The organism is Paraburkholderia sp. GAS348, from assembly GCF_050434205.1.
Lineage (GTDB): Bacteria > Pseudomonadota > Gammaproteobacteria > Burkholderiales > Burkholderiaceae > Paraburkholderia.
In genome coordinates, this window is the sequence record NZ_JBNPVT010000005.1 from 1 (window position 1) to 23,087 (window position 23,087).

The 23,087-nt window shown below is 61.8% G+C and carries 24 protein-coding genes, 1 tRNA gene and 1 riboswitch; of the genes, 15 read left to right on the forward strand and 10 right to left on the reverse strand.

Features of this window, described 5'->3' with window-relative positions; genetic code table 11:
* The 5 genes from P3T22_RS10440 to P3T22_RS10460 form a co-directional block, all read left to right on the forward strand.
* A partial coding sequence (locus tag P3T22_RS10440) for a hypothetical protein (RefSeq protein WP_429324903.1) occupies nt 1–1,944 on the forward strand: 1,944 nt, incomplete at its 5' end.
* Nucleotides 1,945–2,003: 59 nt separating this feature from the next.
* A complete protein-coding gene (locus P3T22_RS10445; protein WP_429324904.1) occupies nt 2,004–2,279 on the forward strand; it encodes a hypothetical protein in 276 nt (91 codons plus the stop codon).
* Nucleotides 2,280–2,397: 118 nt separating this feature from the next.
* Complete coding sequence (locus tag P3T22_RS10450) at nt 2,398–3,681, forward strand: TolC family protein (RefSeq protein ID WP_429324905.1); 1,284 nt, start codon at nt 2,398–2,400, stop codon at nt 3,679–3,681.
* Entirely contained in the window at nt 3,678–5,795 is a 2,118-nt protein-coding gene (locus tag P3T22_RS10455) for an ATP-binding cassette domain-containing protein (RefSeq protein WP_429324906.1), read from the forward strand. The genes P3T22_RS10450 and P3T22_RS10455 overlap by 4 nt, the downstream gene beginning before the upstream one ends.
* An 8-nt stretch (nt 5,796–5,803) precedes the next feature.
* Nucleotides 5,804–6,967, forward strand: coding sequence for an HlyD family type I secretion periplasmic adaptor subunit (locus P3T22_RS10460; protein WP_082854917.1), 1,164 nt, complete (start codon nt 5,804–5,806; stop codon nt 6,965–6,967).
* Nucleotides 6,968–7,027: 60 nt separating this feature from the next.
* Here P3T22_RS10460 and P3T22_RS10465 read toward each other — a convergent pair whose 3' ends face one another.
* Nucleotides 7,028–8,068 carry an AraC family transcriptional regulator gene (locus P3T22_RS10465; protein WP_429324907.1) on the reverse strand — a complete coding sequence of 347 codons (1,041 nt, stop codon included), beginning with the start codon at nt 8,066–8,068 and terminating at the stop codon, nt 7,028–7,030.
* Between the two features lie 556 nt (nt 8,069–8,624).
* Here P3T22_RS10465 and P3T22_RS10470 point away from each other — a divergent pair.
* The 3 genes from P3T22_RS10470 (at nt 8,625) to P3T22_RS10480 (ending at nt 11,057) form a co-directional block, all read left to right on the forward strand.
* A complete protein-coding gene (locus P3T22_RS10470; protein WP_429325097.1) occupies nt 8,625–8,942 on the forward strand; it encodes a tyrosine-type recombinase/integrase in 318 nt (105 codons plus the stop codon).
* A gap of 161 nt (nt 8,943–9,103) precedes the next feature.
* A complete protein-coding gene (locus P3T22_RS10475; protein ID WP_429324908.1) occupies nt 9,104–10,396 on the forward strand; it encodes an AAA family ATPase in 1,293 nt (430 codons plus the stop codon).
* On the forward strand, nt 10,386–11,057 hold the full coding sequence (locus tag P3T22_RS10480) for an RloB family protein (RefSeq protein ID WP_429324909.1): 672 nt from the start codon (nt 10,386–10,388) through the stop codon (nt 11,055–11,057). Before P3T22_RS10475 ends, P3T22_RS10480 begins: the two co-directional genes overlap by 11 nt.
* Nucleotides 11,058–11,160: 103 nt before the next feature.
* On the opposite strand, the gene P3T22_RS10485 is transcribed toward P3T22_RS10480, so the two are convergent.
* From P3T22_RS10485 to ydfG, 9 genes are all read right to left on the reverse strand, one after another.
* Nucleotides 11,161–11,236 (reverse strand) — tRNA-Lys (locus tag P3T22_RS10485).
* 195 nt (nt 11,237–11,431) lie between these two features.
* Nucleotides 11,432–12,181 (reverse strand): tol-pal system protein YbgF, encoded by a 750-nt coding sequence (gene ybgF, locus P3T22_RS10490; protein WP_063494850.1) that lies wholly within the window; start codon nt 12,179–12,181, stop codon nt 11,432–11,434.
* A 19-nt stretch (nt 12,182–12,200) separates the two neighbouring features.
* Nucleotides 12,201–12,710, reverse strand: coding sequence for a peptidoglycan-associated lipoprotein Pal (pal, locus tag P3T22_RS10495; protein WP_035552920.1), 510 nt, complete (start codon nt 12,708–12,710; stop codon nt 12,201–12,203).
* 32 nt (nt 12,711–12,742) lie between these two features.
* Nucleotides 12,743–14,035, reverse strand: coding sequence for a Tol-Pal system beta propeller repeat protein TolB (gene tolB, locus P3T22_RS10500; RefSeq protein ID WP_063494851.1), 1,293 nt, complete (start codon nt 14,033–14,035; stop codon nt 12,743–12,745).
* A gap of 140 nt (nt 14,036–14,175) precedes the next feature.
* The gene (gene tolA / locus P3T22_RS10505) at nt 14,176–15,192 is read right to left on the reverse strand and encodes a cell envelope integrity protein TolA (RefSeq protein ID WP_429324910.1); all 1,017 of its coding nucleotides are present in this window, start codon (nt 15,190–15,192) and stop codon (nt 14,176–14,178) included.
* Nucleotides 15,189–15,632 (reverse strand): protein TolR, encoded by a 444-nt coding sequence (tolR, locus tag P3T22_RS10510; protein ID WP_063494853.1) that lies wholly within the window; start codon nt 15,630–15,632, stop codon nt 15,189–15,191. The genes tolA and tolR overlap by 4 nt, the downstream gene beginning before the upstream one ends.
* A 10-nt stretch (nt 15,633–15,642) precedes the next feature.
* A complete protein-coding gene (tolQ, locus tag P3T22_RS10515; protein ID WP_012431821.1) occupies nt 15,643–16,320 on the reverse strand; it encodes a protein TolQ in 678 nt (225 codons plus the stop codon).
* 155 nt (nt 16,321–16,475) lie between these two features.
* Nucleotides 16,476–16,955 (reverse strand): tol-pal system-associated acyl-CoA thioesterase, encoded by a 480-nt coding sequence (ybgC, locus tag P3T22_RS10520; protein WP_063494854.1) that lies wholly within the window; start codon nt 16,953–16,955, stop codon nt 16,476–16,478.
* Nucleotides 16,956–17,035: 80 nt separating this feature from the next.
* Nucleotides 17,036–17,782 carry a bifunctional NADP-dependent 3-hydroxy acid dehydrogenase/3-hydroxypropionate dehydrogenase YdfG gene (gene ydfG / locus P3T22_RS10525; RefSeq protein ID WP_063494855.1) on the reverse strand — a complete coding sequence of 249 codons (747 nt, stop codon included), beginning with the start codon at nt 17,780–17,782 and terminating at the stop codon, nt 17,036–17,038.
* 238 nt (nt 17,783–18,020) lie between these two features.
* A riboswitch (ZMP/ZTP riboswitch) is annotated at nt 18,021–18,129 on the forward strand.
* 166 nt (nt 18,130–18,295) lie between these two features.
* Between ydfG and glyA the strand changes: the two genes are divergently transcribed.
* The 7 genes from glyA to P3T22_RS10560 all read left to right on the forward strand — a co-directional run bounded on the left by glyA (nt 18,296) and on the right by P3T22_RS10560 (nt 23,076).
* Entirely contained in the window at nt 18,296–19,543 is a 1,248-nt protein-coding gene (glyA, locus tag P3T22_RS10530; protein ID WP_063494856.1) for a serine hydroxymethyltransferase, read from the forward strand.
* 6 nt (nt 19,544–19,549) lie between these two features.
* Nucleotides 19,550–20,032 carry a transcriptional regulator NrdR gene (nrdR, locus tag P3T22_RS10535; RefSeq protein ID WP_027799387.1) on the forward strand — a complete coding sequence of 161 codons (483 nt, stop codon included), beginning with the start codon at nt 19,550–19,552 and terminating at the stop codon, nt 20,030–20,032.
* 205 nt (nt 20,033–20,237) lie between these two features.
* Nucleotides 20,238–20,798: a GspH/FimT family pseudopilin gene (locus P3T22_RS10540; protein ID WP_429324911.1), complete on the forward strand. Its 561-nt coding sequence runs from the start codon at nt 20,238–20,240 to the stop codon at nt 20,796–20,798.
* A gap of 83 nt (nt 20,799–20,881) precedes the next feature.
* Nucleotides 20,882–21,253: a hypothetical protein gene (locus P3T22_RS10545; protein WP_429324912.1), complete on the forward strand. Its 372-nt coding sequence runs from the start codon at nt 20,882–20,884 to the stop codon at nt 21,251–21,253.
* Nucleotides 21,250–22,059: a PilW family protein gene (locus P3T22_RS10550; protein WP_429324913.1), complete on the forward strand. Its 810-nt coding sequence runs from the start codon at nt 21,250–21,252 to the stop codon at nt 22,057–22,059. The genes P3T22_RS10545 and P3T22_RS10550 overlap by 4 nt, the downstream gene beginning before the upstream one ends.
* A gap of 20 nt (nt 22,060–22,079) precedes the next feature.
* The gene (locus tag P3T22_RS10555) at nt 22,080–22,634 is read left to right on the forward strand and encodes a pilus assembly PilX family protein (RefSeq protein WP_420488470.1); all 555 of its coding nucleotides are present in this window, start codon (nt 22,080–22,082) and stop codon (nt 22,632–22,634) included.
* 10 nt (nt 22,635–22,644) lie between these two features.
* A complete protein-coding gene (locus P3T22_RS10560; protein WP_063497807.1) occupies nt 22,645–23,076 on the forward strand; it encodes a type IV pilin protein in 432 nt (143 codons plus the stop codon).
* Nucleotides 23,077–23,087 lie beyond the last annotated feature (11 nt).

Sequence of the window (23,087 nt, forward strand, 5' to 3'; positions counted from 1 at the left end):
GTGATCACGCACGGCTACAACCTGTCGGATTCGGAATCGTCGCTGCTGACGGCGATCCAGAACAACGACATCGCGGTCACCTCGATTGGCGCGGGTACGATCTCGACGAATGACGCCAGTTCGGTTGCGGTCAGCCTGGCCGCCGCCGCGACGCTACAGCAAGCGGGCGTCCACATCACTAACGGCTTTACGCTGTCCGACACGTCGGCCAATCTCCTGCGGCCAGCGAACTCGGCTGCAGTGGGAGCCGCCACCGCGGTGACAGCAACCGACACCGTGTCGATCGCAACGGCGACTTCGTTGCACACACTGAATTCGAACACGAGCTACAGCATCTCCGATACGGCAACGGACGTGGCCGCCGCCACTGCGGCGGTAATCAACGGCCACGTGGACAATCTGACGGTGTCGGACCCGGCGACCGTGCTGCAGGCTGTGACGATCAACAGTTTCGCCGTGAGCGGCACGAAGAGCTACGCGATCTCCGATACGGTGACCAATCTCAGCACCGGTCAGTACGGCGCGGCCCTCGCAGGCGCAACCGGCGGCGTCACGGTCGTTCTTTCAGCGTCCACCAACCTGACGACGGTGACACTGGATCAAGGCGTCACCGCCATCAACCTGAACGGTCAGGCCGTCAAGCTGACCGACAGCCAGGCGCAGTTGAACCTGGTCGGCACCGGCAGCGTGACGGAAGTTCTGTCGGCCAACCGCAACCTGATGAGCGGCAGCTTTGCGCTCAACGCGGCGGTAAGCTCACTCGACCTGAACGGCCACGTGGCGCGACTCACTAGCCTCGAGCTCGCCCAGCTGGTCGGCGGCGTCACAGACAGCATCGGCGGCGGCGGCATCACCGAGCAGCTGTCGGCGAACGTCAGCGGTCCGCTGAACGGCTTCGTGACCGGCCTCGACCTCAACGGTTACGAAGCCACATTGACCGCGAACGCGCTGGCCGCGCTGACGGTGACCGACTCGTCGAACGGTACCGGCTCGATCAAGGAGCAGTTGACCGGCAACGTCGACCTGACCGCAGGCCTCGCCGCGCACGTCACGGCGATCGACCTGGCAGGCCACGCGGTGAAGCTGACCGGCGCAGAGCTGACGCACGTGACGTTGAGCGATTCGATCGGCGGCGGTTCGGTGACCGACCAGCTGACCGGCGACACCAACTTGACGACGCTGCCTGACAGCCATATCACCGGCATCGACCTGAATGGCCACGCGGCCACGTTGACGGCGTCCGAGCTGAATTCGCTGGCGATCAGCGATTCGCACGGCGGCGGCTACGTGATCGAGCAACTGACCGGCACGACCGTCCTGACGAATGGCCTCAACAGCCACGTTGGGGAGATCGACCTGAACGGTCAGATAGCCAAGCTGACCGACACGGAACTGTCGAGCCTGAGTCATGGCATCACGGACAACAGCGTCGGTGGCAGCGGTTGGATCGTGGAGCAATTCACATCGACCCAGGACTTGAGCCATTCGCAGCTCGACAGCCACGTCCAGGGCTTCGACTTGAACGGCAACTCGATCACGCTGAGCGAAACGCAGATGAGTCACATCACTCTGCTCACCAATACGTTCGTCGGCGTGGGCACTCTGACGGAAAATCTGGACAGCGGAAGTAACCTGACGTTGCTTGACCATTCGGGGTTGGCCATGAGCCTCAACCTGAACGGTCAGGACCTTCTGTCGGGCAGTTCGCCCATGACCATCGCGGGCCTGCAGCACAACGACGCGGTGAACGTTGGCAGCAACAGCAGCCTGACGTCAGTGGTGGGCAACGCGCTGGAAGTCAACCAGGCAGGCCAGTACTTCTTCGACACCACTGCGAAGACGCTGACCTGGGATGACTCGAGCTCGCATCTGCATACGATCGTGCTGGCCAACGTGACCAGCGTAACGCTGGAATCGGACCAGCACACGTTCAAGGTGATCTGAGCGCATCGAAACATCTCCAGTAAAACCTGAGTAACACCGAACGGCCCCATCGAAGTCCGATGGGGCCGTTTCTCGAGCTCTCCCAGCTCTCGCAGCTCTCCCAGCTCGTCGGGGAGCGCGTGCCGGCCGTCGACGAATACAGCATCAATCAGCCAATGCCCGATTCCATCGATACCGCGGTGGACATGGCCACCGGCGTGTCGCCGACGCTCAGGCGCTACGACTATCAAGAAAAGGCCGCGCAAGCCGATATCACAGTGAAGAAGGCGGTCTATCTGCCGCAGGTTTCGGTGCGCTTCGACAAGTCGTGTCAAAGCAGCGCCGGTAAAACCTGACTAATACCGAATGGCCCCATCGATGTCCGATGGGGCCGTTTCTCGATCGAGCTAGAAAAACGTTCGACAGATCACGGGGGTCGAACGGCCGTAAGAAAACCAGAAGTTGGCGTACAAAATGTTCTTGAAGAATTACATGGCAGGCGCGGTAGCCACCGCGCTTGTTACGGCGAGCCTCGGGGCCTCGGCCGCCGACTGGTCGCTAGGCCAGATGGCGCGGCAGGCGCTGGCAACGCATCCGGAAATTGTCGGCAAGCAATATTCGCTCAACGCTGCGGAATCGAATGTGAAGGCCGCGTCGTGGCAACGCTTTCCGACCCTGGCCGTCGAAGGCGGCAAGGCCAACGACGGCAACCCACGCTTTACCGACGTCAGCCTGACGCAGCCGATCTGGGCAGGCGGCCGCATCACGGGGGGCATCGCGTCCGCCGAGGCGCAAAAGGACGCGGCCTCGGCGAGCGTCGACGAGGCGCGCGAGGATATCCTGCTGCGCGTGGCGACGGCTTACGTCGAGGCAATGCGGCAGCAGGCGCGCAAGACGATCGCCGAAAAGGAAGTGGAGCAGCATCAGCAACTGTTCGACATGATCAGCCGGCGCGTAGACGCCCAGGCGAGCGCCAGAGTGGACCGGGATCTGGCGCAGTCCCGTCTGTATCAGGCGGACAACGATTTGTCGGCGGCAAAGCAGGCGCTTGCCACGGCGCTCTCGCAGCTCTCGCAGCTCGTCGGGCAGCGCGTGCCGGCCGTCGATGACTACAGCATCAACCAGCCGATGCCCGATTCCGTCGATACCGCGGTCGACCAGGCCACCGGCGTGTCGCCCACCCTCAGGCGGTACGATTATCAGGAAAAGGCCGCCGAAGCCGATATCACCGTGAAAAAGGCGGCCTACCTGCCGCAGGTTTCGGTGCGCTTCGACAAATTCTACGGGCAGGATCTGATCACGCCGCAAAACACGACGCGTGGCAGCCGCGTCATGCTGCTCATCCAGGCGGAACCGGGCGCGGGCCTGTCGGCCGCAGCAGGCGTCGGCGCGGCGGTCGCCGCAAAGAACGCCGCAATCGAAGCACGCACCGCCGCGCTGCGCGACCTGCGCCTGGAGGTGTCGACCGACTGGGACGAGTATATGGGCGCCCGCGAGCGCTTCCAGAGCGCGTCCCTGTCCACCGCCAGCTCTAAGGCGGTGTACGAGTCGTACGTGCGCCAGTACACGATCGGCAAGAAGTCGTGGCTCGACGTAATGAATACCGTGCGGGAAGCGTCCCAGTCCGAGATGACGACGGCGGACGCCAAGGCGCAGATGACCGCCGCGGCGTTGCGGCTCGAAGTCAGGACCGGCGACACGCAGTTCCTCGACGAAGCCAGCAACGTCCCCTCCGCTCAAAACTATTCGACCCCATGAACCCGCTCCTCTCCGCAATCACGCTGGCTGCCAAGGCAGTTGGCCAAACCATCCCGCAAGCGCTGCTGCAAGATGTCCAGGCTGTGCTCGACGTGGGCGCCGACGCGCCGGTGCTCGAGCGGGTCAGGGCGGCCTGGCAGGCGGGCAGTCTCACCGGCGAGGTCTACGAACTCGCCGCGCCGGGCGCCGGGCAAGGTCCGTTTCTCGCGCGCGCCGCGTCGGGAGAATGGTGGGTCGTGCTGGCCCGCAACGCCGACGGCAGCTGGACCGCCCGGGCGGCGGACGGCCATGTTGCGCGGCTTGAGGGCATCGAGGGCGCCATCTGCATCGGCCTGCCCGTCGAGCGCGACGAGGCGTTCGGCGCGTCCGACCCTTCCGACCCCGCCGGCGGCCGGACGAGCGCCAGCCGTCTCGTGCTGGACGCGTTGTGGCGCAACAAGTCGCACTACATCGAAGCGATTCTGGCGACGGTGCTGACCAATATCCTCGCGATCACGACCTCGCTCTTCAGCATGCAGGTGTATGACCGCGTGATCCCGAACCGCGGCTTCGCCACGCTCGTGGTGCTGTCGGTCGGCGTCAGCGCGGCGATCCTGCTCGAGTTGCTGCTCAAACATGTGCGCGGCCTGTCGATCGAGCGTACCGCCAAGCGCATCGACGAGAGCCTGTCGGTATGGTTTTACAACCGCCTGATCAACATACGGCTTGAGCACCGGCCTTCGTCGATCGGCTCGCTTGCCTCACAGGTCAAGGGCTTCGAGTCGGTGCGCGCGATCCTGAGCTCGACTTCGCTGTTCGTGCTGGTCGATATCCCGTTCGCACTGCTGTTCATCCTGGTCATCGCGATGATCGGCGGCCGGCTCGTGGTGGTGCCGCTGCTGATGTTCCCGATCTCGCTCGGCGCGGGTTTGATGTTCCAGAAACAGATCGCCCACCATTCGCGGCAGAACCAGGGGCAGAGCCACCGCAAGGCCGGCTTGCTGGTGGAGTCGATCGACGGTGCGGAATCGTTCAAGGCCAACGGCGCCGACTGGTCGCTGCAGCGCCGCTGGTCGGGACTCGTCGACGATGCCGGCGCGTCTGACTACAAGGTGAAGAACTATTCCTCGCTGTCGCAGCACATGACCGTGTCGCTGCAGCAGCTCGGCTATGTCGGGCTGGTTGCGTTCGGCGCGTATCTGGTCGCCGATAACAAGTTGACCATGGGCGCGCTGATTGCCTGCACCATTATCAGCGGGCGGGCCATGTCGCCGATCGCGCAATTGCCTTCGACGCTGGTGCAGTGGTCCAATGCGCGCGCCGCGGCGAACGGTCTCGACAAGCTGATCTCCCTGCCGAACGACAACGACGAGCGCGGCCATGCGCTGGTCCCGGAAATCGTCGACGGCGCGATGCGCATCGACGGTGTCAAGTTCGGTTATGGCCACGGCGGCGACGCGGCCGTCGACATCGCGCAGCTCGACATCAAGACCGGCGAGCGGATCGGCATCATCGGCACGATCGGCTCAGGCAAAAGTACGCTGCTGAAACTGATGTCGGGCCTGTTCCGGCCCGCCGCTGGCCGGATCTCGATCAATGGCATCGACATGGCGCTGATTCTGCCTGAGGTCCTGCATGAAAAGATCGCCTATCTGCCGCAGGAGATCCGCCTGATCAGCGGCACCTTGCGCGGCAACCTGGTCCAGGGCCTGCCCGATCCCGGCGACGAACGTCTGCTCGAAGTCGCCAGGCTGACCGGACTGATGGACCTGATTACCCGGCATCCGAAGGGACTCGCACTGCCGATCACCGAAGGCGGGCGCGGCATTTCCGGCGGACAGCGGCAGTTGATCGGGCTCACGCGGCTGTTGCTGACCCGGCCCAAAGTGCTGGTGCTCGACGAGCCGACCGCGTCGATGGACGCGGTCACCGAAAAACGTATCGTCGCCGTGATCGACGCGATCGCCGCCCGCGGCACAACCGTGCTGGTCGCCACCCACAAGACCGCGCTGCTGCCGGTTACCCGGCGGCTGCTGGTGATGCGCGAAGGGCGCATTGTGATGGACGGCCCGCGCGATCAGGTCATCGACAAACTGTTCGGCACGTCGCCGGCTGCTTCTACCTCTGAGGTTTGATTCGCTTTATGTCGGACATTACACAAGAAATTCCGCGTGCACGGTGGGCGCTGACCGCATGCTGCGGGCTGGCGATTGTCGGTTTCGTCGCGTGGGCGAGCTGGGCTTCGCTCGATCAGATCACGCGAGCACAAGGGCAGGTGATCGCCAGTTCGCGTGACCAGATCATCCAGTCCCAGGAGCTGATGACCATCGACGCCGTTCTGGTCAAGGAAGGCGCGAACGTCAAGCGCGGGGAGCCGCTGGTGCGCTTCGAGCGCACTCGCACCGAGGCAGCCTATCTCGAATCGCAGAGCAAGGCGATGTCGCTCGAGGCGGAGGTGGCGCGTCTGCACGCGGAAGTTTACGGCGGCACGCCGCAGTTTCCCAAGTCACTCGACGCCTATCCTGAGATCCGCTCGAACGAGGAGCTGCTGTTCCGCAAACGGCAAGCGGCGGTCGACGACGAGGTAGCGGCGATGCGCAAGTCGCTGCAATACGTGCAGGACGAACTCAACATCAACCTTCCGCTGCTGGCTTCGGGCGATGTCAGCAAGGCCGACGTGCTCAAGCTCGAGCGGCAGGTGGCCGACCTTCAGGGGCAGATTACCAACCGGCGCAACAAGTACCTGCAGGATTCGCAGACCGATCTGTCCAAGGCGCTCGAGGATCTCGCGGGCGTTGACCAGGTCGTCGCGCAGCGCAAGGACCAGCTCGACCATACGGTGATCGTTTCGCCGGTCGACGGCATTGTGCGCAACGTCCGCATCACCACGCCCGGTGGCGTGGCGCGCGCGGGCGATGAAATCATGCAGATCGTGCCGGTCGACGACCAGTTAATCATCGAGGCTAAGGTCAAGCCGAAGGACATCGCCTTCATCAAGCCGGGGCTGCCGGCGAAGATCAAGCTGGATGCCTACGACTACACGATTTACGGCACGCTGTCGGGCACCGTAACGTACATCAGCGCGGATACGCTCAACGACGACACTCATCCCGCCAATGAGCAGCCCTCCTATCGCGTGCAGGTGAAGACAAACGAGAATGATTTTGTGCGCGCGGGCGGGCATCGGATCGACGTGCAGCCGGGTATGACGGCCACCGTGGAAATCAAGACCGGCTCGAACACCGTGCTGAAATACCTGACCAAGCCGATCACCAAGACCGTGACCGAATCGATGGGCGAGCGCTAGTCCACGTCAAGCGGGCGCAGCGACACGCCCATCGCGGTGTTAGCTCGAACCGGTCCGACTTTACGTCCGGTGAAACGGCTTGACCGCGCCTCGCCCGTCTTGCGCGGTGAGCCTGCGGAAATCCAGCGGCGTCATCCCATAGGCCCGGCGGAAGGCGCGCGTGAAATCGGTGGGGCTTTTAAAGCCGAGTTCGTAGGCAATGCTTGCCACCGCCGTGTGTGGCTCGCGGGCCAGGTCATCGGCTGCATGACGTAGCCTGAGGTGGCGGATGTAGGTGCCCACACCGCCCTCATGCTGAAACAGGCGATACAGGGTCAGGCGCGGAAGCCTCAACGCGTTCACCACGCTTTCGGGAGAAAGTGCCGCGTTGCGCCGGTTGGCCTGTATATAGCGCCTCGCTTGACCGAACATGGCCGCGCGGCCGGCTGCGCGCGCATTCCCGCTCAGGAGCGCCTGTTTGCCAAACAGTGCGATCAGCATCTGCGCGCCCGAGCGGATGGCTTCGTCCGCTGCGTCGGGGCTCATTTGCGTGATGTTCTGACTGAGCGCGGTCAAATGGTTGACGATTAACCGCGTGAGCGGTGTCGTCCCGTGGATCGTGCGGCCGTGGATGGCCTCCGCATCAGGAAATTCTGCCTGCACCATCTCGCCCGGCACGAAAAGCGTGAGCACCCTGCATGCGTTGCGCTGCATCCTGATTGGTTGGTTCAAATCGAGCGCAAGCATGGTTGCCGCCGCAGGCGCGCTTTTGCGGGGCGTGGCGCGCAGCGTGATGTTCTCGACGCCGCCCTCCAGAAACACGTGAAAGGCGACGTCGCGCACCTTGTCAGTCGAAATCCGGGCCTGGGAGCGTTCGAGCACCATCGTGTCGGACCGGCAATCGGTGAACACCAGTTGGCCAACCTGATAGCGATCAATCGAAGCCTGGAACGGCTTGTCGAGCTCCGATAGTGAGGGCAGTACATCGATCACATGGCCGACCCGATCCCGCCAGGCTAGCAGCCGCCCCTGAGGCGGTTCCGTTTGCACATCGAAGTGACTATGGGCAATGCCGGGTTTGAGCGGCGAATGGACTTGAGTTGGGTTCGCGCCGAGGCTCATGCGGGCGGTCCTTTACGGGAAGATGTAAAGAGGGTGTGTGTGGATCAAGGTGTGGCTGAATGTAACTAAAGGTGTGTCGAAATGTAACTGGCAAATCGCCTTTGGCGAAAAACTATTTCGAAAAAATTTGGCGTCGTCTTTTCGAAGACTGGTGTGCATGGTCGACACCGCTAGTAAAGGAGTCGTCCCAAGCAGAAAACCTTGACGCCGGTGCAACGGAAATGAGGGGCGACGCTGAGTACCCGCGGAACTGGCTACACACTGATTAGCAGTACTCGTCCTGACCTGACCGTCATGGGATCTATTGCAACAGGTGGTCAGGACTCGGCACGATATCGCAGGTGCCCCGCGTGGGAGCGAGCGACAAGAGCCGTCGGCATTACTCGGAGGGATCCTTGGAGAAAGCCGGGCGGTCGATTCTCGACGCGGGAAGTTGTTCTATGGAAAACGTTTGCGAGGCAGCGCGGCAGTTGCAAACGACACTCTTCATGAGGTGATCGAGCAGCGTCGGTGCGTTGTCGAAGGTCTTGACTCTACGCTAGTGGTTTGGCACACGATGCGCCACACGGCGATAACGCATTTGGTACAGGCCGGGGGACCTGCCTACCGTCAAGCGCATCGGCGGGCACAAAACACAATCGATGGTCGAACGGTATTCGCATCAGAACGGCGAACACATGCAGGCGGTGATGCACTTCGTTTTCGCTTCGATCGCGCTCGTCTTGCCGCGAGGGTCGAGAAGGACCGATTCCAGTTCCGTGATTTGCGGGCTAAGGCTGGAACTGACAAGACTGAAGCGTCGGGAGACATTCGCGCGGCGCAGCTCCAATTGGGGCATAAATCTCTGAAGATGACGGAGCACTACGTTAGATAGCGCAAGGGGGATAGGGTTGATCCGACGAAGTAGCGACGTGTCATTTGTCCCCTTTTGTTGAAGAGACACGACGACGCTGAGACGATAAAAAGATAGTTTTTTCGTTGCGCATCTGCACAAAAATCGCGAGAATCGGCAAAGAATGTTGTTTTTAGGGGGGAATGGTGCTTATCCAATTTAGCGTCGAGAACTTCGGTTCGATTCGGGAGCGTCAGACGCTTAGCATGACCGCATCGCGGTATTTCAAAGATTTAGAGGAGACAAACACCTTCGATGCAGGTTTGGGGGATGATTTTCCCCGATTGTTGCGCACCGCTGTCATATACGGTCCGAACGCCGCTGGCAAAACGACGTTGATTCAAGCAATGAACTTCGTCGAAAATTTCGTGATGGACTCGGCGAAGGACGCGCAAGCTAACGATGAAGTGGGTGTGGAGCCGTTCAGGTTGGCTGCGTCCACGCGTGATATGCCAAGCGAGTTTGAGATCGCCGTAATTGAGGACGGCGTACGCTATCAGTTTGGGTTTGCTGCCACGAAGGAGAGGGTCGTAGAGGAATGGCTGTTTGCCTATCCAAACGGCCATATGCAGAAGTGGTATCACCGTGTGTTTGACAGTTCGACCGGTGCTTACGCCTACAAATTCAGTCCTTCATTTATGGGCGGCCGCAAGCGAGCGGATTGGAAAGCACAGACCCGCGATAACGCTCTCTTTCTGTCAACCTCAATATTGCTGAACAACGAGCAGTTGAAGCCGGTGTTCAATTGGTTTCAAAAACGGGTTGCAACGCTGGGAAGAACGGAACTGTTCGCTACGTCAGGCTATACAAGTCGTATCTGTGTCCAAGACCCTGAGAAGCGGAAGCGAGTTGTATCGTTTTTGAATCTGGCCGATTTGGGCGTTGAAGACCTAACTGTGTCTCCGCACAGCTTTAGTCCCGATAGTCTGCCAAGTGACTTGCCGGCGTCGGTACGTGACGACATCGTGAAAAACATGAAAGATCGTACCTTTCACGACGTTACATACCTGCACAGGGACCCAGAGTCAGGTGAACTCGTTGGGTTGGCCGAAGAGTTGGAATCGGACGGTACGCGCGGCCTATATGCATTTGCGGGGCCGTGGATGGACGTGCTCGATAACAGTAGGGTCTTGTTCGTAGACGAACTCGACACCAGTCTGCATCCGCTGATAGTCCATCAGTTGGTACGGTCTCTTAATCGTGTTGGCACGAAGGCGCAGCTCATTTTTACGACTCATGATACGAGTATCTTGAGCCAGCGCATTTTGCGACGTGACCAAATCTGGTTTGTAGATAAGGGACCCTCAAAAGCGACCAAGTTGTATTCCTTGGGCGATTTCAGCGTCAGGGAGCAGGAAGCGGTCGAAAAAGGCTACCTCACTGGCCGATATGGCGCGATCCCATTTTTGAAGGATCTGGAACTCCATGGGCAGTGACAATCTGTTCCATAAGCGGAAGGCTCAGCGAGCATCTTCCCTCGCTCGGCAGAAGCGCGAAATACCTCAAAAGCCGCGTTATCTAATCGTTTGTGAAGGAGCGGCTACTGAGCCGAATTACTTCAACGGTCTTCGAAACATTGAGCGATTGCCGACGGCTCACGTCAAGGTTTGTGGGGAGGAGTGTGGCTCCGATCCCATGTCGGTGGTTCAGTACGCGCTTCAACTGTTCGAGGAGGAGCAAATTGACCGCTTTGACAAGGTGTTTTGTGTCATTGACCGGGATGGCCACACAAACTTTAAACCTGCTGTCGCTCTCGTAGAGGATTTGCAAAACAAGGGCACACCGATCGAGCTGGTGGTTTCGTGGCCGTGCTTTGAATATTGGGTCTTGCTTCATCACCAGTACAGCCGTAGTCCGTACTACCCTACGCGCGGCAGATCGAGTTGTGATGCGGTAGGGGCCGAGATACGACGGAACCACGACCGCAAATACAACAAGAGCGCGGAGGACTTGTATGCGATGTTGCGAAGCAAGCAGGAAGGGGCATTAGAGCACGCGGCGACTGCATTGGCCGACGCTGAAGCGACGGGCGAGAGAAATCCCAGTACGCAAGTCCACCTGCTAGTTGCGGTGCTTCTTGCTTTGAAGCTGCCTTAAAGGCGACGGGTGGGACAGGTCTGGCGGCTTGAAACACCCAACAATCTTAAGAATTGCGGAGCAAAGAAAAAGGGGTTAGCTTGCGCTAACCCCTTGAATCTTTTGGTAGGCCGTACGGGATTCGAACCTGTGACCAACGGATTAAAAGTCCGCTGCTCTACCAGCTGAGCTAACGACCCAAAAGAGAAGCGAAATTATAGCGATAGGCTCTATGGGCTGTCAACCCATGGCGGTTCGTCGAGTTGTCCGCACTTCGAATAGTGAAAAAGCCCGAGTTCACACTACCCGGGCTTTTCAGCGAGAGGCGCGCGCGGCCGTTGATTTGGAAGCTGCGCAGCCACTGCGCGTTACGGCAACTGCTAAACCGTATACGACTACTTGATCTGCGACAGCTTGCTCTGAGCCGACTGCGCGACGTCCGAGCCGCTGTACTGCGCGACGATCTGCTCCAGCGTCTTTTTAGCCGCAGCCTTCTGGCCTTGCTCTAGCTGATTGTTCGCAATCGCGAGCAGCGCTTCCGGTGCGCGCGGATGTTGCGGGTAGTTCTTCACCACACCTTGCCACGTCGCCGTCGAGCCCTTGTAGTCACGCAGTGCATACAACGCGTTGCCGAGCCAGTACTGCGCGGTCGGCTGGTAAGGGCTGTTCGGATACTTGGAGATGAAGCTGCGGAACGACGCCGCCGCATTCTTGAAGTCGCCGTTGCGGAACTGCTGTGAAGCCGCATTGAACGAATCCGTTTCACCCGGCTGCACCTCGCCCGGGACCCCGTCCACCGTCTGTTGCTGTGGCTCGAATTTCTTCAGCCGCGTGTCCAGATCGGTGTAGTAGTCCTTCTGCTGTTTTTGCAGCGTGGTGAGTTGGTTGCCCATATCTTCGTTCTGCCCACGCAACGTCGCGACCTGCTGATTCAGCTGATCGAGACGGTTGGACTGATCGAGGATCGTGCGCTGCGCGGCCGACAGTTGGCTCGACAGGCTATCGGTCTTCGAACGCAGATCGAGAATGGCCTGACGGGCCTGATCGTCGTCGAACATGCCCGCATGCGCGGGCACAGCCGCGAAGGCCGTGCCCGCGACGCAGGCCGCTGCGGCAAACCGCAGCCAGGAGAAACGATGCGTCATTCGGCTCATCACCCGTTACTTACTGTTGGTACACGAGGTCGGCGCGGCGGTTTTGTGCCCACGACGATTCGTCATGACCGGTCGCTTGCGGCTTTTCCTTGCCCAGGCTCACGGCTTCCATTTGCGAGTCCGTCACGCCCATCAGCGACAGCGAGCGGCGCACAGCTTCAGCACGCTTCTGGCCGAGTGCCAGGTTGTACTCGCTGGTGCCGCGTTCGTCGGTGTTGCCCTGGATCAGGACGTGACGCTGCGGATGGCTCTTCAGGTATTGCGCATGTTGTTGCAGCAGCGATTGATAGTCGTCCTTGACCGAGTAGCTGTCGAAGTCGAAGTAGATGCTGCGCTTGGCGAGCGGGCTGTTCGGGTCGTTCAGCGGATCGACGTTGACCTGAGCGACATCGGTCGGATTCGGTTGCGTCGAAACTGCACCACCCTTGTTAGCGTTTTCGTCGAGCTTGACGCCCGAGTGACATGCGGCCAGCGCACCGACCATCAATACGGCAAATGCGAAACGAAGTTTTGACATCATTTTGTTACTCTCCTTGTGTTATTGCATCAACATTACTGCATAAACGGGCCCCAGGATGGCTCGCGTACGCTGCCACCCTGAACGGACAGGACCTGCCGAGTGCGACCGTCGGTCGATACTGCGGCCAACACGCCACGGCCGTTCACCTCTGTGGCGTAAAGAATGTACTGACCGTTCGCCGCGAAGCTCGGCGATTCGTCATGTGTGGTGTCCGTCAGGCCTGTGGCCGTATTGCCTTGCAGGTCCTGGATATAGAGCTTGAACCCGCCGCCGACGCGCGAGATATAGGCGAGCTGCTTGCCGTCCGGGCTCACGCGCGGGCTGGTGTTGTAGCTGCCCGTGAAGGTCACGCGTTGCGCGGCGCCGGCGTTCTCGCCTTGGGCCGACATCTTGTAGATCTGCGGTTGGCCGCCACGGTCGCTGGTGAAATAGATCGACTGGCCGTCAGGAGAGAAGCACGGTTCAGTGTCGATCGAACCGCCTTGCGTCAGGCGCCGCAGGCCGCTGCCGTCCGCATTGACGGCGAAAATCTGGGTGTTGCCGGTGCGCGAGAGCGCGACGGCCAGCGTGCGGCCATCCGGCGACCACGCCGGCGCACTGTTATTACCCTTCTGGTCCGACACGACCACGCGACGGCCCGTAGGCAGATCGTGGATATAGACGATCGGCTTCTTCTTTTCGAACGAAACGTAAGCGACCTTGGTGCCGTCAGGCGACCATGCCGGCGAGATGATCGGCTCGGGGCTCGACAGCGCGATGTGCGCGTCCTGGCCGTCCGAATCGGAAATCTGCAATTGATAACGGCCGCCGGTCTTGATGACGTACGACAGGCGCGTGGCGAACACGCCGCGGCCACCCATCAGCTTCGCGTAAATGTAATCCGCGACCTTGTGTGCGCTCATGCGCAAGCCGCTTTCCGGGCTCACCAGCACGAGGCCGCCGAGGCTTTCGCCCTTGACGGTGTCGTACAGCTTGAAGCGCACTTCGTACTGGCCGTTCGGCAGGCGGTTCACGCTGCCCGACACGAACGCGTTGGCGCCCTTGGCCTTCCAGCTGCCGAGGTCGACGGAATCGGTTTCCGCGACCGGCGTGCTGCCCGCGTCGATATTCGTGAATTTCCCGCTGCGTTGCAGATCCTGACGCACGATTGTGCTGACCTGCTGCGGCGAGTTCGCTTCATTGGCGAAATTCGCCGTTGCGATTGGAAACTGGGTGGACCCGACGCCCGTCACGAGAACGTTGAGTTGTGCGTTGGCGGCGCCCCCAACGGCGATCAGGCACGACGCTACAAGTGTCCGCAGGCCTAGCTTGGTCATCAAACTCATGCTGAATGGTTTCCCCAAAAACGGTTTTACTAACACTTCATGGCAGCAAGACAGACCCGCAAACATTTAATTCGTTCCCGGGCGCGCCCCGCTGGGCGGGGCACTGCATCTGCTGTCAACTGACTGTCAACCTGTTGCAATCAACCTGCCGGGCGCAACGTAATCTTGAAGCTGGTCGGCGTCTTCCCGTCGATGTCCTGAGGCATCGGATTGGAGCGCTGGACGGCCCGCAGTGCCGCATCGTCCCACGCCGAGTTGCCGCTGCTGCGCGCGATCTGCGCGTCCAGCAGCGTGCCTGTCGGCGAGCAGCGTACGGAGATGACAGTCTCCAGACCTTCCGTTTCGCCACCCCACGAGATGTTCGGGCGCACCACACGGCGCACCTTGTCCGCGTAACCCGGCGATGTCGCCGTGCCACCCGAGCCGCTACCCGTGCCGCTCTTCGCAAGCCCATTGCCGGTCGAGCCTTCACCGCCCGCTGAACCTTGCATCTGGGCAAGCCGCGCACGACGTTCCGCGTCCAGCTTTTTGGTTTGCGCTGCAGCATCGGCCTGAGCCTTGGCCTTCGCCGCTTTCTGCGCATCAGCCTTCTTCTGCGCGTCGGCTTCGGCCTGTTTCTGCTGCTCCTGCTGCTGTTCTTTCAACTGCTGTTGCTTTTGCTGCTCGGCCAATTGCTGCTGCTTCTGTTTCTCGGCCTGTTGCTGTTGTTGCAACTGTTTCTGCTTGGTTGCCGCTGCCTTTTGGGCGGCGAGCTGCGCTGCCTGGTCGGCCGCCAGTTGCTGCTGACGCTTCGCCTCGGCTTCCTGCTGGGCTTGCAGCTTCTGTTGACGCTGCTGCTCGGCCAGTTGCGCCTGGCGGGCCGCTTCCTGTTGCTGGCGTTTCTTTTCCTGCAGCGCGATGTCGGCTTGCTCGTTCGGCAGTGGCGGGGCAGGGGCTACCGGCACGGGCGGCGGCGGAGGTTGGCGCGGGATGGCCGTATCGGGCACCTCGGTCCACAGTTCGGCTTCCGCGCCGGCCGGCGTGCTGTTCTGCCATTGAATGCCGTGGTACAGGAAGAATCCGAGCAGCGCATGCATCACCAGCGCGAACGCAAAGGCTCGCCCGGTGCCGCGTTCACGCGGTGGCTGGAGCGGGTATTCGGAATTCTTGCGGATCATTGCGATTTGACGAGCAATCCAACGCGCTTGACGCCCTGAGCTTTCAACTCGGACATCACGTTCATCACGACTTCGTACTTCACGGTCTTGTCGGCCGCGATCACGACAGGCTGGTCAGGGTGCGATTGCGCGCGCTCGGCGATAAAGCCCTGCAGATCGGCCTTGGTCATGCTTTCCTGCTGCTGCGCGCCCGCGTCGTCCTTGTATTTGACGCTCATATTGCCGTCCGCGCGAATATTGACGATCACCGGCGGGGTTTGCTGCTGCGGCGCGGCGCCGCCGACGGTCGGCAGATTGACGATCGACGGGGCGACGAGCGGCGCGGTCACCATGAAGATCACGAGCAACACGAGCATCACGTCGATGTACGGCACGACGTTGATGTCGGCCATCGCGCGGCGCTGACGGGAGCCGCGCATGCTAGAGGAAGAGCCTGCCATCGTGGACTCCTTACTGTGCCTGACGCTGCAAAATGTTCGAGAACTCTTCGATGAAGGTCTCGAAGCGGATCGCCAGACGGTCGATGTCGTGCGCGTAGCGGTTGTAGGCGACCACGGCCGGAATTGCCGCGAACAGGCCGATTGCGGTGGCGGTCAGCGCTTCGGCAATGCCTGGAGCTACGTTCGCAAGCGTAGCCTGCTGCACGTTGGCGAGGCCGCGGAATGCGTTCATGATCCCCCACACCGTGCCGAACAGACCGATATACGGGCTGACCGAGCCAACCGACGCGAGAAACGCCAGATTGGCCTCGAGCACGTCCATTTCACGCTGGAACGCGGCGCGCATGGCACGGCGTGCGCCGTCGAGAATCGCACCTGAATCGTTCAGGCGCTTTTCCTTGCCCTTCAGGAATTCGCGCATGCCGGACTCGAAAATCCGTTCCAGTGCGCCGATCGTGTGACGGTTGTTGGCGGCGCTCTGATAGAGCGCCTGCAGGTCGCCGCCCGACCAGAAATCGCGTTCGAAGCGTTCAGTTTGCGCGCGTGCCCGGCGGATCGCAAACCACTTGCGGAAAATGAAGGTCCACGACAACAGCGACAGCAGAAGCAGCAGCGCCATGACGGCCTGCGCCAGCAGGCTCGCATTGAGTACGAGAGAAACGATCGAAAGATCTTGTGTAGTGTTCATAAAGGTTCGTTTTAACGTCCCGGAAGGGGGCGTCCGGCTGCAAGGTCACTCGAAGCTTGCCGTGAGCAAAACGGAAGCATCGGCGAGATTGCAAGCCGAACCATGCTTTGTGTTGCTTGATCGATATGAGTTCACTGGCCCCGTAACAACGGGGTTCAGTCGTTGTTCGTTGACATCCCGCCGCCGTTCACGCCCGGCCCGCGCCGCAAAGCAGCGAGCACCGGCGGAGGAATCGCGGCTGGCCGCAGCGCGATGCGCTCGACGCAGCCGACCCGGATGGACCCGGCGGCAAGCAGCGTGCCGTCACGCCACGCTTCCTGCGCAAAATCGACGGATGCGCGGCCAAGACGCTCGATTCGGCTTACCACATTGACGACATCGTCGAGCCGGGCCGGCGCTCGATAGTCGATTGCGGTGCTGCGCACGATGAAGATTGCGCCCGTTTCGCCTGCGAGCCTGTTCTGATCGACGCCGCACGCGCGCAGCCATTCGGTGCGCGCCCGCTCGAAAAATTTAAGGTAATTCGCGTAAAACACGATGCCGCCGGCGTCGGTATCTTCGTAGTACACGCGGATCGGCCACGTGAAGCCGATTTCCGTGCCGGGCTGGCTGGTCGACATATTCATGCGGCGCATTTTACCGGAACGCACGCCCGGAGGTCTGTTTCAAGATGTGCGCCCCGCCCGGCGGGCCTCGGCGGCGATTTCGGCCGCGCTTAACCGCGCTGGATGGTCAAGCCGCCGAAAGATTGGGCCACCGGCATCAGCTCGATCGTGTTGATATTGACGTGCGCCGGACGCGTGGCAATCCAGTAAATCGAGTCGGCGATATCTTCCGCCGTCAGCGGTTGCACGTTCTGATAGACGTTGGCCGCTTTTTCGTCGTCCCCGCGGAAACGCACGTTCGAGAACTCCGTGCCGCCGCACAGGCCCGGCTCGATGTCGGTCACGCGCAGTGCGGTGCCGGCCAGATCGGCGCGCAGGTTCAGGCTGAACTGACGCACGAACGCCTTGGTGGCGCCGTAGACATTGCCACCCGCGTACGGCCAGCGGCCGGCCACCGAACCCAGATTGAAAATGTGGCCGCGGTTGCGTTCCACCATGCCAGGCAGGAGCGCGTGCGTGACCTGCACGAGGCCCGTGCAGTTGGTGTCGATCATGGTGCTCCATTCATCCAGGCTTGCCTTTTGCGCCGGCTCGACGCCGAGCGCCAAGCCGGCGTTGTTGACGAGCACATCGAGCGCGGCGAAATCGGCGGGCAGCGAGGCCGGCACGGCTTCGACAGCGGCGCGGTCGCGCACGTCGAGCTCATATGGCAGAAGGGCGTCGCCGAGTTCGTCGGCGAGTGCCTGCAGGCGGTCCTTACGGCGCGCGGTAGCGACGACACGATGGCCGCCCTTGACGAAAGCACGAGCGATAGCGGCGCCGAATCCCGCGGACGCTCCGGTAACGAACACGATCATTGCAGTTCCCTGGTTGGTAAAAGAGAAAGGTCCCAAGCCTACTTCCAATGCGGCGCTGCGGCAAGGATGAACCAGCCGTACAAGCGGCTGTGGCAGGGGCGCAGAGCGGATTCCAGGCGCGCTTTCATCGGATGTTTGTGCGCCGGTTGCGGCGGCGTCACAACCGCCTGCGCGAGCGCCCGCCGTGCCGGCAGGAAGCCGGTTGCCTATTCGATCCGCTTCCAATAAACTAACGCGCTCATCCCTGCGTGACTGGCGATAGAACCGGTTCAAGCAATCGGGTTCAAGGTGGAACAACCCACCGTGAAGCGCAGGGTGCCGTTTTGCCGTTCGCCTGGGCAGCCGTGATCCGCGCGCATTGATCTGCGCTGTCGGTGGCTGTCCTGCCTCGCGTGTGCGGCGACTCTCCATCCGCCACGTCAGGGCTGGCCCAGCCGCCAGCAGCGCTGCGTACCCTCTACGCAAGATTCGGCGCACGATCCGGTCAACCTGAACACATTCAACGGAATCCGTATGTTTGACAGAGCCCAAAGCACCATCGCCAACGTCGATCCTGAACTCTGGAAGGTCATCGAGCAGGAAAACCGCCGTCAGGAAGAGCACATCGAACTGATCGCGTCGGAAAACTACACGAGCCCGGCCGTGATGGCTGCGCAAGGCTCGCAACTCACCAACAAGTACGCCGAAGGGTATCCGGGCAAGCGCTACTACGGCGGCTGCGAATACGTCGACGTCGCCGAGCAGCTGGCGATCGACCGCGTCAAGCAACTGTTCGGCGCCGAAGCCGCCAACGTGCAGCCGAACTCCGGCTCGCAGGCGAACCAGGGCGTGTTCTTCGCCATGCTCAAGCCGGGCGACACGATCATGGGCATGAGCCTCGCGCACGGCGGCCACCTGACGCACGGTTCGCCGGTCAACATGTCGGGCAAGTGGTTCAACGTGGTGAGCTACGGCCTGAACGAAGCCGAAGACATCGACTACGACGCGGCTGAAAAGCTCGCACAAGAGCACAAGCCGAAGCTGATCGTGGCTGGCGCCTCCGCATTCGCGCTGCGTATCGATTTCGAACGCATGTCGAAGATCGCCAAGTCGGTTGGCGCGTACTTCATGGTCGACATGGCGCACTACGCGGGTCTGATCGCCGCGGGCGTCTATCCGAACCCGGTGCCGCATGCCGACTTCGTCACCACCACCACGCACAAGAGCCTGCGCGGCCCGCGCGGCGGCGTGATCCTGATGAAAGCCGAGTTCGAAAAGCAGATCAATTCGGCAATATTCCCGGGCATTCAGGGTGGTCCGCTGATGCACGTGATCGCCGGCAAGGCCGTCGCGTTCAAGGAAGCCCTGTCGCCGGAGTTCAAGACGTATCAGCAGCAAGTCGTCGAGAACGCGCGCGTGCTGGCTGAAACGCTGGTCAAGCGTGGTCTGCGCATCGTCTCGGGCCGCACCGAAAGCCACGTGATGCTGGTCGACCTTCGCGCGAAGAAGATCACCGGCAAGGCAGCGGAAGCTGCGCTCGGCGCGGCGCACATCACGGTCAACAAGAACGCGATTCCGAACGACCCGGAAAAACCGTTCGTCACGAGCGGTGTGCGTCTCGGCTCGCCGGCCATGACCACGCGTGGCTTTGGGGTCAAGGAAGCGGAGCAGGTAGGTAACCTGATCGCCGACGTGCTGGACAACCCGGAAGACACTGCCACGATTGAACGTGTGCGCGCGCAAGTCGCCGAGCTGACCCAGCGCTTCCCGGTTTACCGCTAAGCCGCCATGCACTGCCCCTTCTGCCGTCACGCCGATACGCAGGTTGTGGATTCCCGCGTATCCGAAGACGGCGCGACGATTCGCCGGCGCCGCCGCTGCCCGGCCTGCGACAAACGTTTCACGACGTATGAGCGGGTCGAGCTGGCGTTGCCGTCGGTCGTCAAGAAGGATGGCAGCCGCACGGAATTCGATCGCCGCAAGATCGTCGCAAGCATGCAGCTGGCGCTGCGCAAGCGCCCGGTGGCAGCGGACGCGATCGACGCGGCAGTCGCCCGCATCGAGTATCAACTGCTCGGCAGCGGCGAGCGTGAGGTGCGCAGCGAGCGCCTCGGCGAACTCGTGATGAACGAGCTGCGTGCGCTCGATACGATTGCCTATGTTCGTTTCGCCTCTGTCTACCGGCGCTTCGAAGACGTTTCCGAATTCGAGGACGTGATCGAAGAATTTCGCCGCGCCTCTTCTCCTCCCAAGCCGTCCCGCAAGCGCTGATTGCTGTCGCGCCTGAAGTGGCGCGCCAGGTTCCGTTTTCCGCTGCGTAGGTTTGCGCATCTGCATCTCCGCTCCCGTTATGGTTCGTCACGCGTGCATTTTTGCGCGGGATAGCGTCTGAGTGCCAGCTGGCCATTCGGCCGATTGTTGACCCGTTTGCGAGTCGCTACATTGGCGGCATTCTTTGAAACGATCAGGGATGCAGATGAAATGGCATGCAGTCTGTTTGAGGCCGCACCGCGGCTTTACGCTTGTCGAAACACTGGCTGTTGTCGCGCTACTGGCGGTATTCGCGGTGATGGCGACGCCGTCGTTCGTTGCATGGCACCTGCGGGACCAGGTCGACGCACGCGCGAAAGCGCTGGCCGCAACGCTCGCCTATGCGCGCAGCGAAGCGTTGCGCCGCGGTACTCGCGTCACGGTGTGCCGAATCGACGCGGCGCGGCATTGTCTTGCCGCAGGGCAAACTTGTGGCAACGGCGTCACGGACTGGTCGTGCGGCTGGGCCATATTGGCCGAGCGCGGTGGCACGCTCTCGCTACTGCGCGTGCATCCTTTGCTCGCAGCGGTCAGCATTACCGGGACGCAGACAAACCTCACGTTTACACCACCGGCTGGGCAGTTGATCGGCACTTTCCGCAGCTTTGATATCGCGCCGCGCGTACCGTCGAAAGCGACTCAGGGCAACAAATGGCGGCGCTGCATCCGCATCGCGGCGGGCGGGCGCGCGCGAATCGTCGAGGGCGCGTGTGGAGCGGCATCGTGAGCCGATATCTGTCGAACCCATGGTCGCGCAGCTGCCCAGCAAGGTGCTCAACAAGGCATAGAGGCAGTTCGCTGATCGAAGTGATGCTGGCCGTTGCCCTGATGGCAGTGACGGCGCTCGGGTTGATCGCCGGTCAATTGTGGACCGCGCGCGAAGCCCGTGCGATGGCAATGCGCGAGCACGCGGCATGGATAGCCGATTCCGTCGCCGAAGCGATGCGCGAGCCCTCGGCAGGCGATTCTGCGATCAGGCAATGGAGCGCCCGTGCAGCGGCCCGGTTGCCGCATGGCGAAGCGTCGGTCGGGGAAAGCAGCGGCGTGTCTGCCGCACGTGTCACGTGGACGGCCCTGCGTGACACGCCGCGCGCCGACGCTGTCATCGACAAGCCCGAGTCGTGCGGCGGCGCAGATGTTCCCGCAGGCTCCTCATGCGTTGCGCTGGCGTTCGCGAAATGACGCAGCGTATAGATATCGCACGTGGTCATACGCTCGTCGAGTTTGTGATCGCAATTGCGCTCGGACTGGTGGTGACCGCCGGCACGGTCTCGCTCTATACAACCCAGCGTAACGTGTTCGAACGCGCGGGCGATGCGATGCGGATCCGCGATGCTGGCCTGACCGCGCTTACGCTGATGGGCCAGCAACTTCAAATGGCCGGTTTCGTGCCCGCGGATGTCATGAGGTTCAATAGTCCCCCACCCTTATTCGGCTGTTCGGAAGGGCGCCCGACCGGCGCGGACGACAGCGTTGCCTGCGAGGCGTTGCCGAGCCGCTCGGACGGCATCGCGATTCGCTATGTCGGGGACAACGTTTCGACGTGGCCGTCAACGACCGGCCAATCGACCGACTGCCTCGGCCAGGCTGTAACGAACAACCATGCGGCACTCGAAGGGCAGGGCGTGCTGGTGGTCAACCGATACTTCGCCAGGGTCAGCGGGTCGACGGGCGAGCCGGAACTTTACTGCGAAGGCAATGGCAAGGCAGGGTCCGCGCAGCCGCTGGTTGAAGGCGTCGAGCGAGTGCGGCTCAAGTACTGGCTGGCCGGCGGCCTGACTGCAATAGACGCGTCGGGGGTGACGGCCGGTCAATGGGCAAAGATCGTCGCCGTCGATCTCTGCGTGCTCGTCCGCGGAGCGCCACAAGGACGGCGTGTGCGCTATGTCGATTGCGACGGCGCGAGCGCTCTTGGCGCCGACATGCGGGCACGGCAGGCTTTCTGGCGGCGGGTGGCGATACGCAATCACGCGGAGGATCCACTGTGACACGAGGACTGCGCGATTCAATGCACCGTGCGTCGTCGAAATATTTGGCATGTCTTATCTGTACCGGTCGCAGATCACGCGTTTGCAATCGCGGTACCGTGCTGCCGATCGTCCTGCTGATTTCCGCGATGATGTTGACCACCTCCGCGGCCTGGTTCGAAACAACGCTTGCGGCGGCACGCGGCTCGAGCAACGTGCGCGACTATTTGCAGGCATTTCATGCCGCGGATTCGGCGCTGACCCTCTGCGCCCGGAGCGTGGTGGCCGCGGCAGCTTTCGAGCCGCGGCCCGCGGTGCCACTCTCACCCGGCGAGCCGACGCAATGGAAGCACGAAGCCGCCTTTGAAGCCGGCGCCGTCGCGCCTGTCGCGCAATGGCCCGGATCGCTGCGTGCGCCGCAATGCTTGATCGAAGCGTGGCGTCTCGGCACTCGCGCCGATGCCCGAGCCTATTTACTGACTTCGCGTGGCTTCGGCCGGACCAAAGAGTCGCAGGTGTGGTTGCAAATGGAGCTCGTGATCGCAGGTGAACAAATCGAGCACCATTGGCGCCGCGTCGCCGCGCGCCCATTTTGACGGGAAGTTCATGACAAGGCCGCAGGCATCCGCATTTACGCTACTGGAACTGATGGTCGCGCTGGCGATTGCTGCCACACTCGTCGTGTTTGCCGTGCCCTCGTACCGGAGCCATGTCGCGCGAACACACAGGATCGACGCGGCGTCCGCCCTTTATCGGGCAGCACAGTTTGTCGAGGGAGCGGCAGGCGATGGCACCGCGACATTGCCGCCGGGTCTGGACCAGGCGCCGCAATTCGGCACGCCAATCTACCGGTTGCACGTGCTGCCGGCGGATGACGCAAACGGTGGCTACTCGGTCGAGGCAGCGCCGGCCGAAATCGGCCCAATGCGCGACGATGCGTGCGGCACCTTCACTCTGGATGCGACAGGGTTGCGGGGCAATAGAAGCGCTGCAAACGGTACAGCGCCGGCAAGCGGTGAGTGCTGGAATGCGCGCTAGGGAGCACTACC

Bases quoted from the DNA above. Each gene is read 5' to 3' on its own strand.
- P3T22_RS10445 (WP_429324904.1), top strand. From the start codon at position 2,004: ATGGGGCCGTTTCTCGAGCTCTCCCAGCTCTCGCAGCTCTCCCAGCTC.
- P3T22_RS10450 (WP_429324905.1), top strand. From the start codon at position 2,398: ATGTTCTTGAAGAATTACATGGCAGGCGCGGTAGCCACCGCGCTTGTT.
- P3T22_RS10455 (WP_429324906.1), top strand. From the start codon at position 3,678: ATGAACCCGCTCCTCTCCGCAATCACGCTGGCTGCCAAGGCAGTTGGC.
- P3T22_RS10460 (WP_082854917.1), top strand. From the start codon at position 5,804: ATGTCGGACATTACACAAGAAATTCCGCGTGCACGGTGGGCGCTGACC.
- P3T22_RS10465 (WP_429324907.1), bottom strand. From the start codon at position 8,068: ATGAGCCTCGGCGCGAACCCAACTCAAGTCCATTCGCCGCTCAAACCC.
- P3T22_RS10470 (WP_429325097.1), top strand. From the start codon at position 8,625: ATGCGCCACACGGCGATAACGCATTTGGTACAGGCCGGGGGACCTGCC.
- P3T22_RS10475 (WP_429324908.1), top strand. From the start codon at position 9,104: ATGGTGCTTATCCAATTTAGCGTCGAGAACTTCGGTTCGATTCGGGAG.
- P3T22_RS10480 (WP_429324909.1), top strand. From the start codon at position 10,386: ATGGGCAGTGACAATCTGTTCCATAAGCGGAAGGCTCAGCGAGCATCT.
- ybgF (WP_063494850.1), bottom strand. From the start codon at position 12,181: ATGACGCATCGTTTCTCCTGGCTGCGGTTTGCCGCAGCGGCCTGCGTC.
- pal (WP_035552920.1), bottom strand. From the start codon at position 12,710: ATGATGTCAAAACTTCGTTTCGCATTTGCCGTATTGATGGTCGGTGCG.
- tolB (WP_063494851.1), bottom strand. From the start codon at position 14,035: ATGAGTTTGATGACCAAGCTAGGCCTGCGGACACTTGTAGCGTCGTGC.
- tolA (WP_429324910.1), bottom strand. From the start codon at position 15,192: ATGATCCGCAAGAATTCCGAATACCCGCTCCAGCCACCGCGTGAACGC.
- tolR (WP_063494853.1), bottom strand. From the start codon at position 15,632: ATGGCAGGCTCTTCCTCTAGCATGCGCGGCTCCCGTCAGCGCCGCGCG.
- tolQ (WP_012431821.1), bottom strand. From the start codon at position 16,320: ATGAACACTACACAAGATCTTTCGATCGTTTCTCTCGTACTCAATGCG.
- ybgC (WP_063494854.1), bottom strand. From the start codon at position 16,955: ATGCGCCGCATGAATATGTCGACCAGCCAGCCCGGCACGGAAATCGGC.
- ydfG (WP_063494855.1), bottom strand. From the start codon at position 17,782: ATGATCGTGTTCGTTACCGGAGCGTCCGCGGGATTCGGCGCCGCTATC.
- glyA (WP_063494856.1), top strand. From the start codon at position 18,296: ATGTTTGACAGAGCCCAAAGCACCATCGCCAACGTCGATCCTGAACTC.
- nrdR (WP_027799387.1), top strand. From the start codon at position 19,550: ATGCACTGCCCCTTCTGCCGTCACGCCGATACGCAGGTTGTGGATTCC.
- P3T22_RS10540 (WP_429324911.1), top strand. From the start codon at position 20,238: ATGAAATGGCATGCAGTCTGTTTGAGGCCGCACCGCGGCTTTACGCTT.
- P3T22_RS10545 (WP_429324912.1), top strand. From the start codon at position 20,882: ATGCTGGCCGTTGCCCTGATGGCAGTGACGGCGCTCGGGTTGATCGCC.
- P3T22_RS10550 (WP_429324913.1), top strand. From the start codon at position 21,250: ATGACGCAGCGTATAGATATCGCACGTGGTCATACGCTCGTCGAGTTT.
- P3T22_RS10555 (WP_420488470.1), top strand. From the start codon at position 22,080: ATGCACCGTGCGTCGTCGAAATATTTGGCATGTCTTATCTGTACCGGT.
- P3T22_RS10560 (WP_063497807.1), top strand. From the start codon at position 22,645: ATGACAAGGCCGCAGGCATCCGCATTTACGCTACTGGAACTGATGGTC.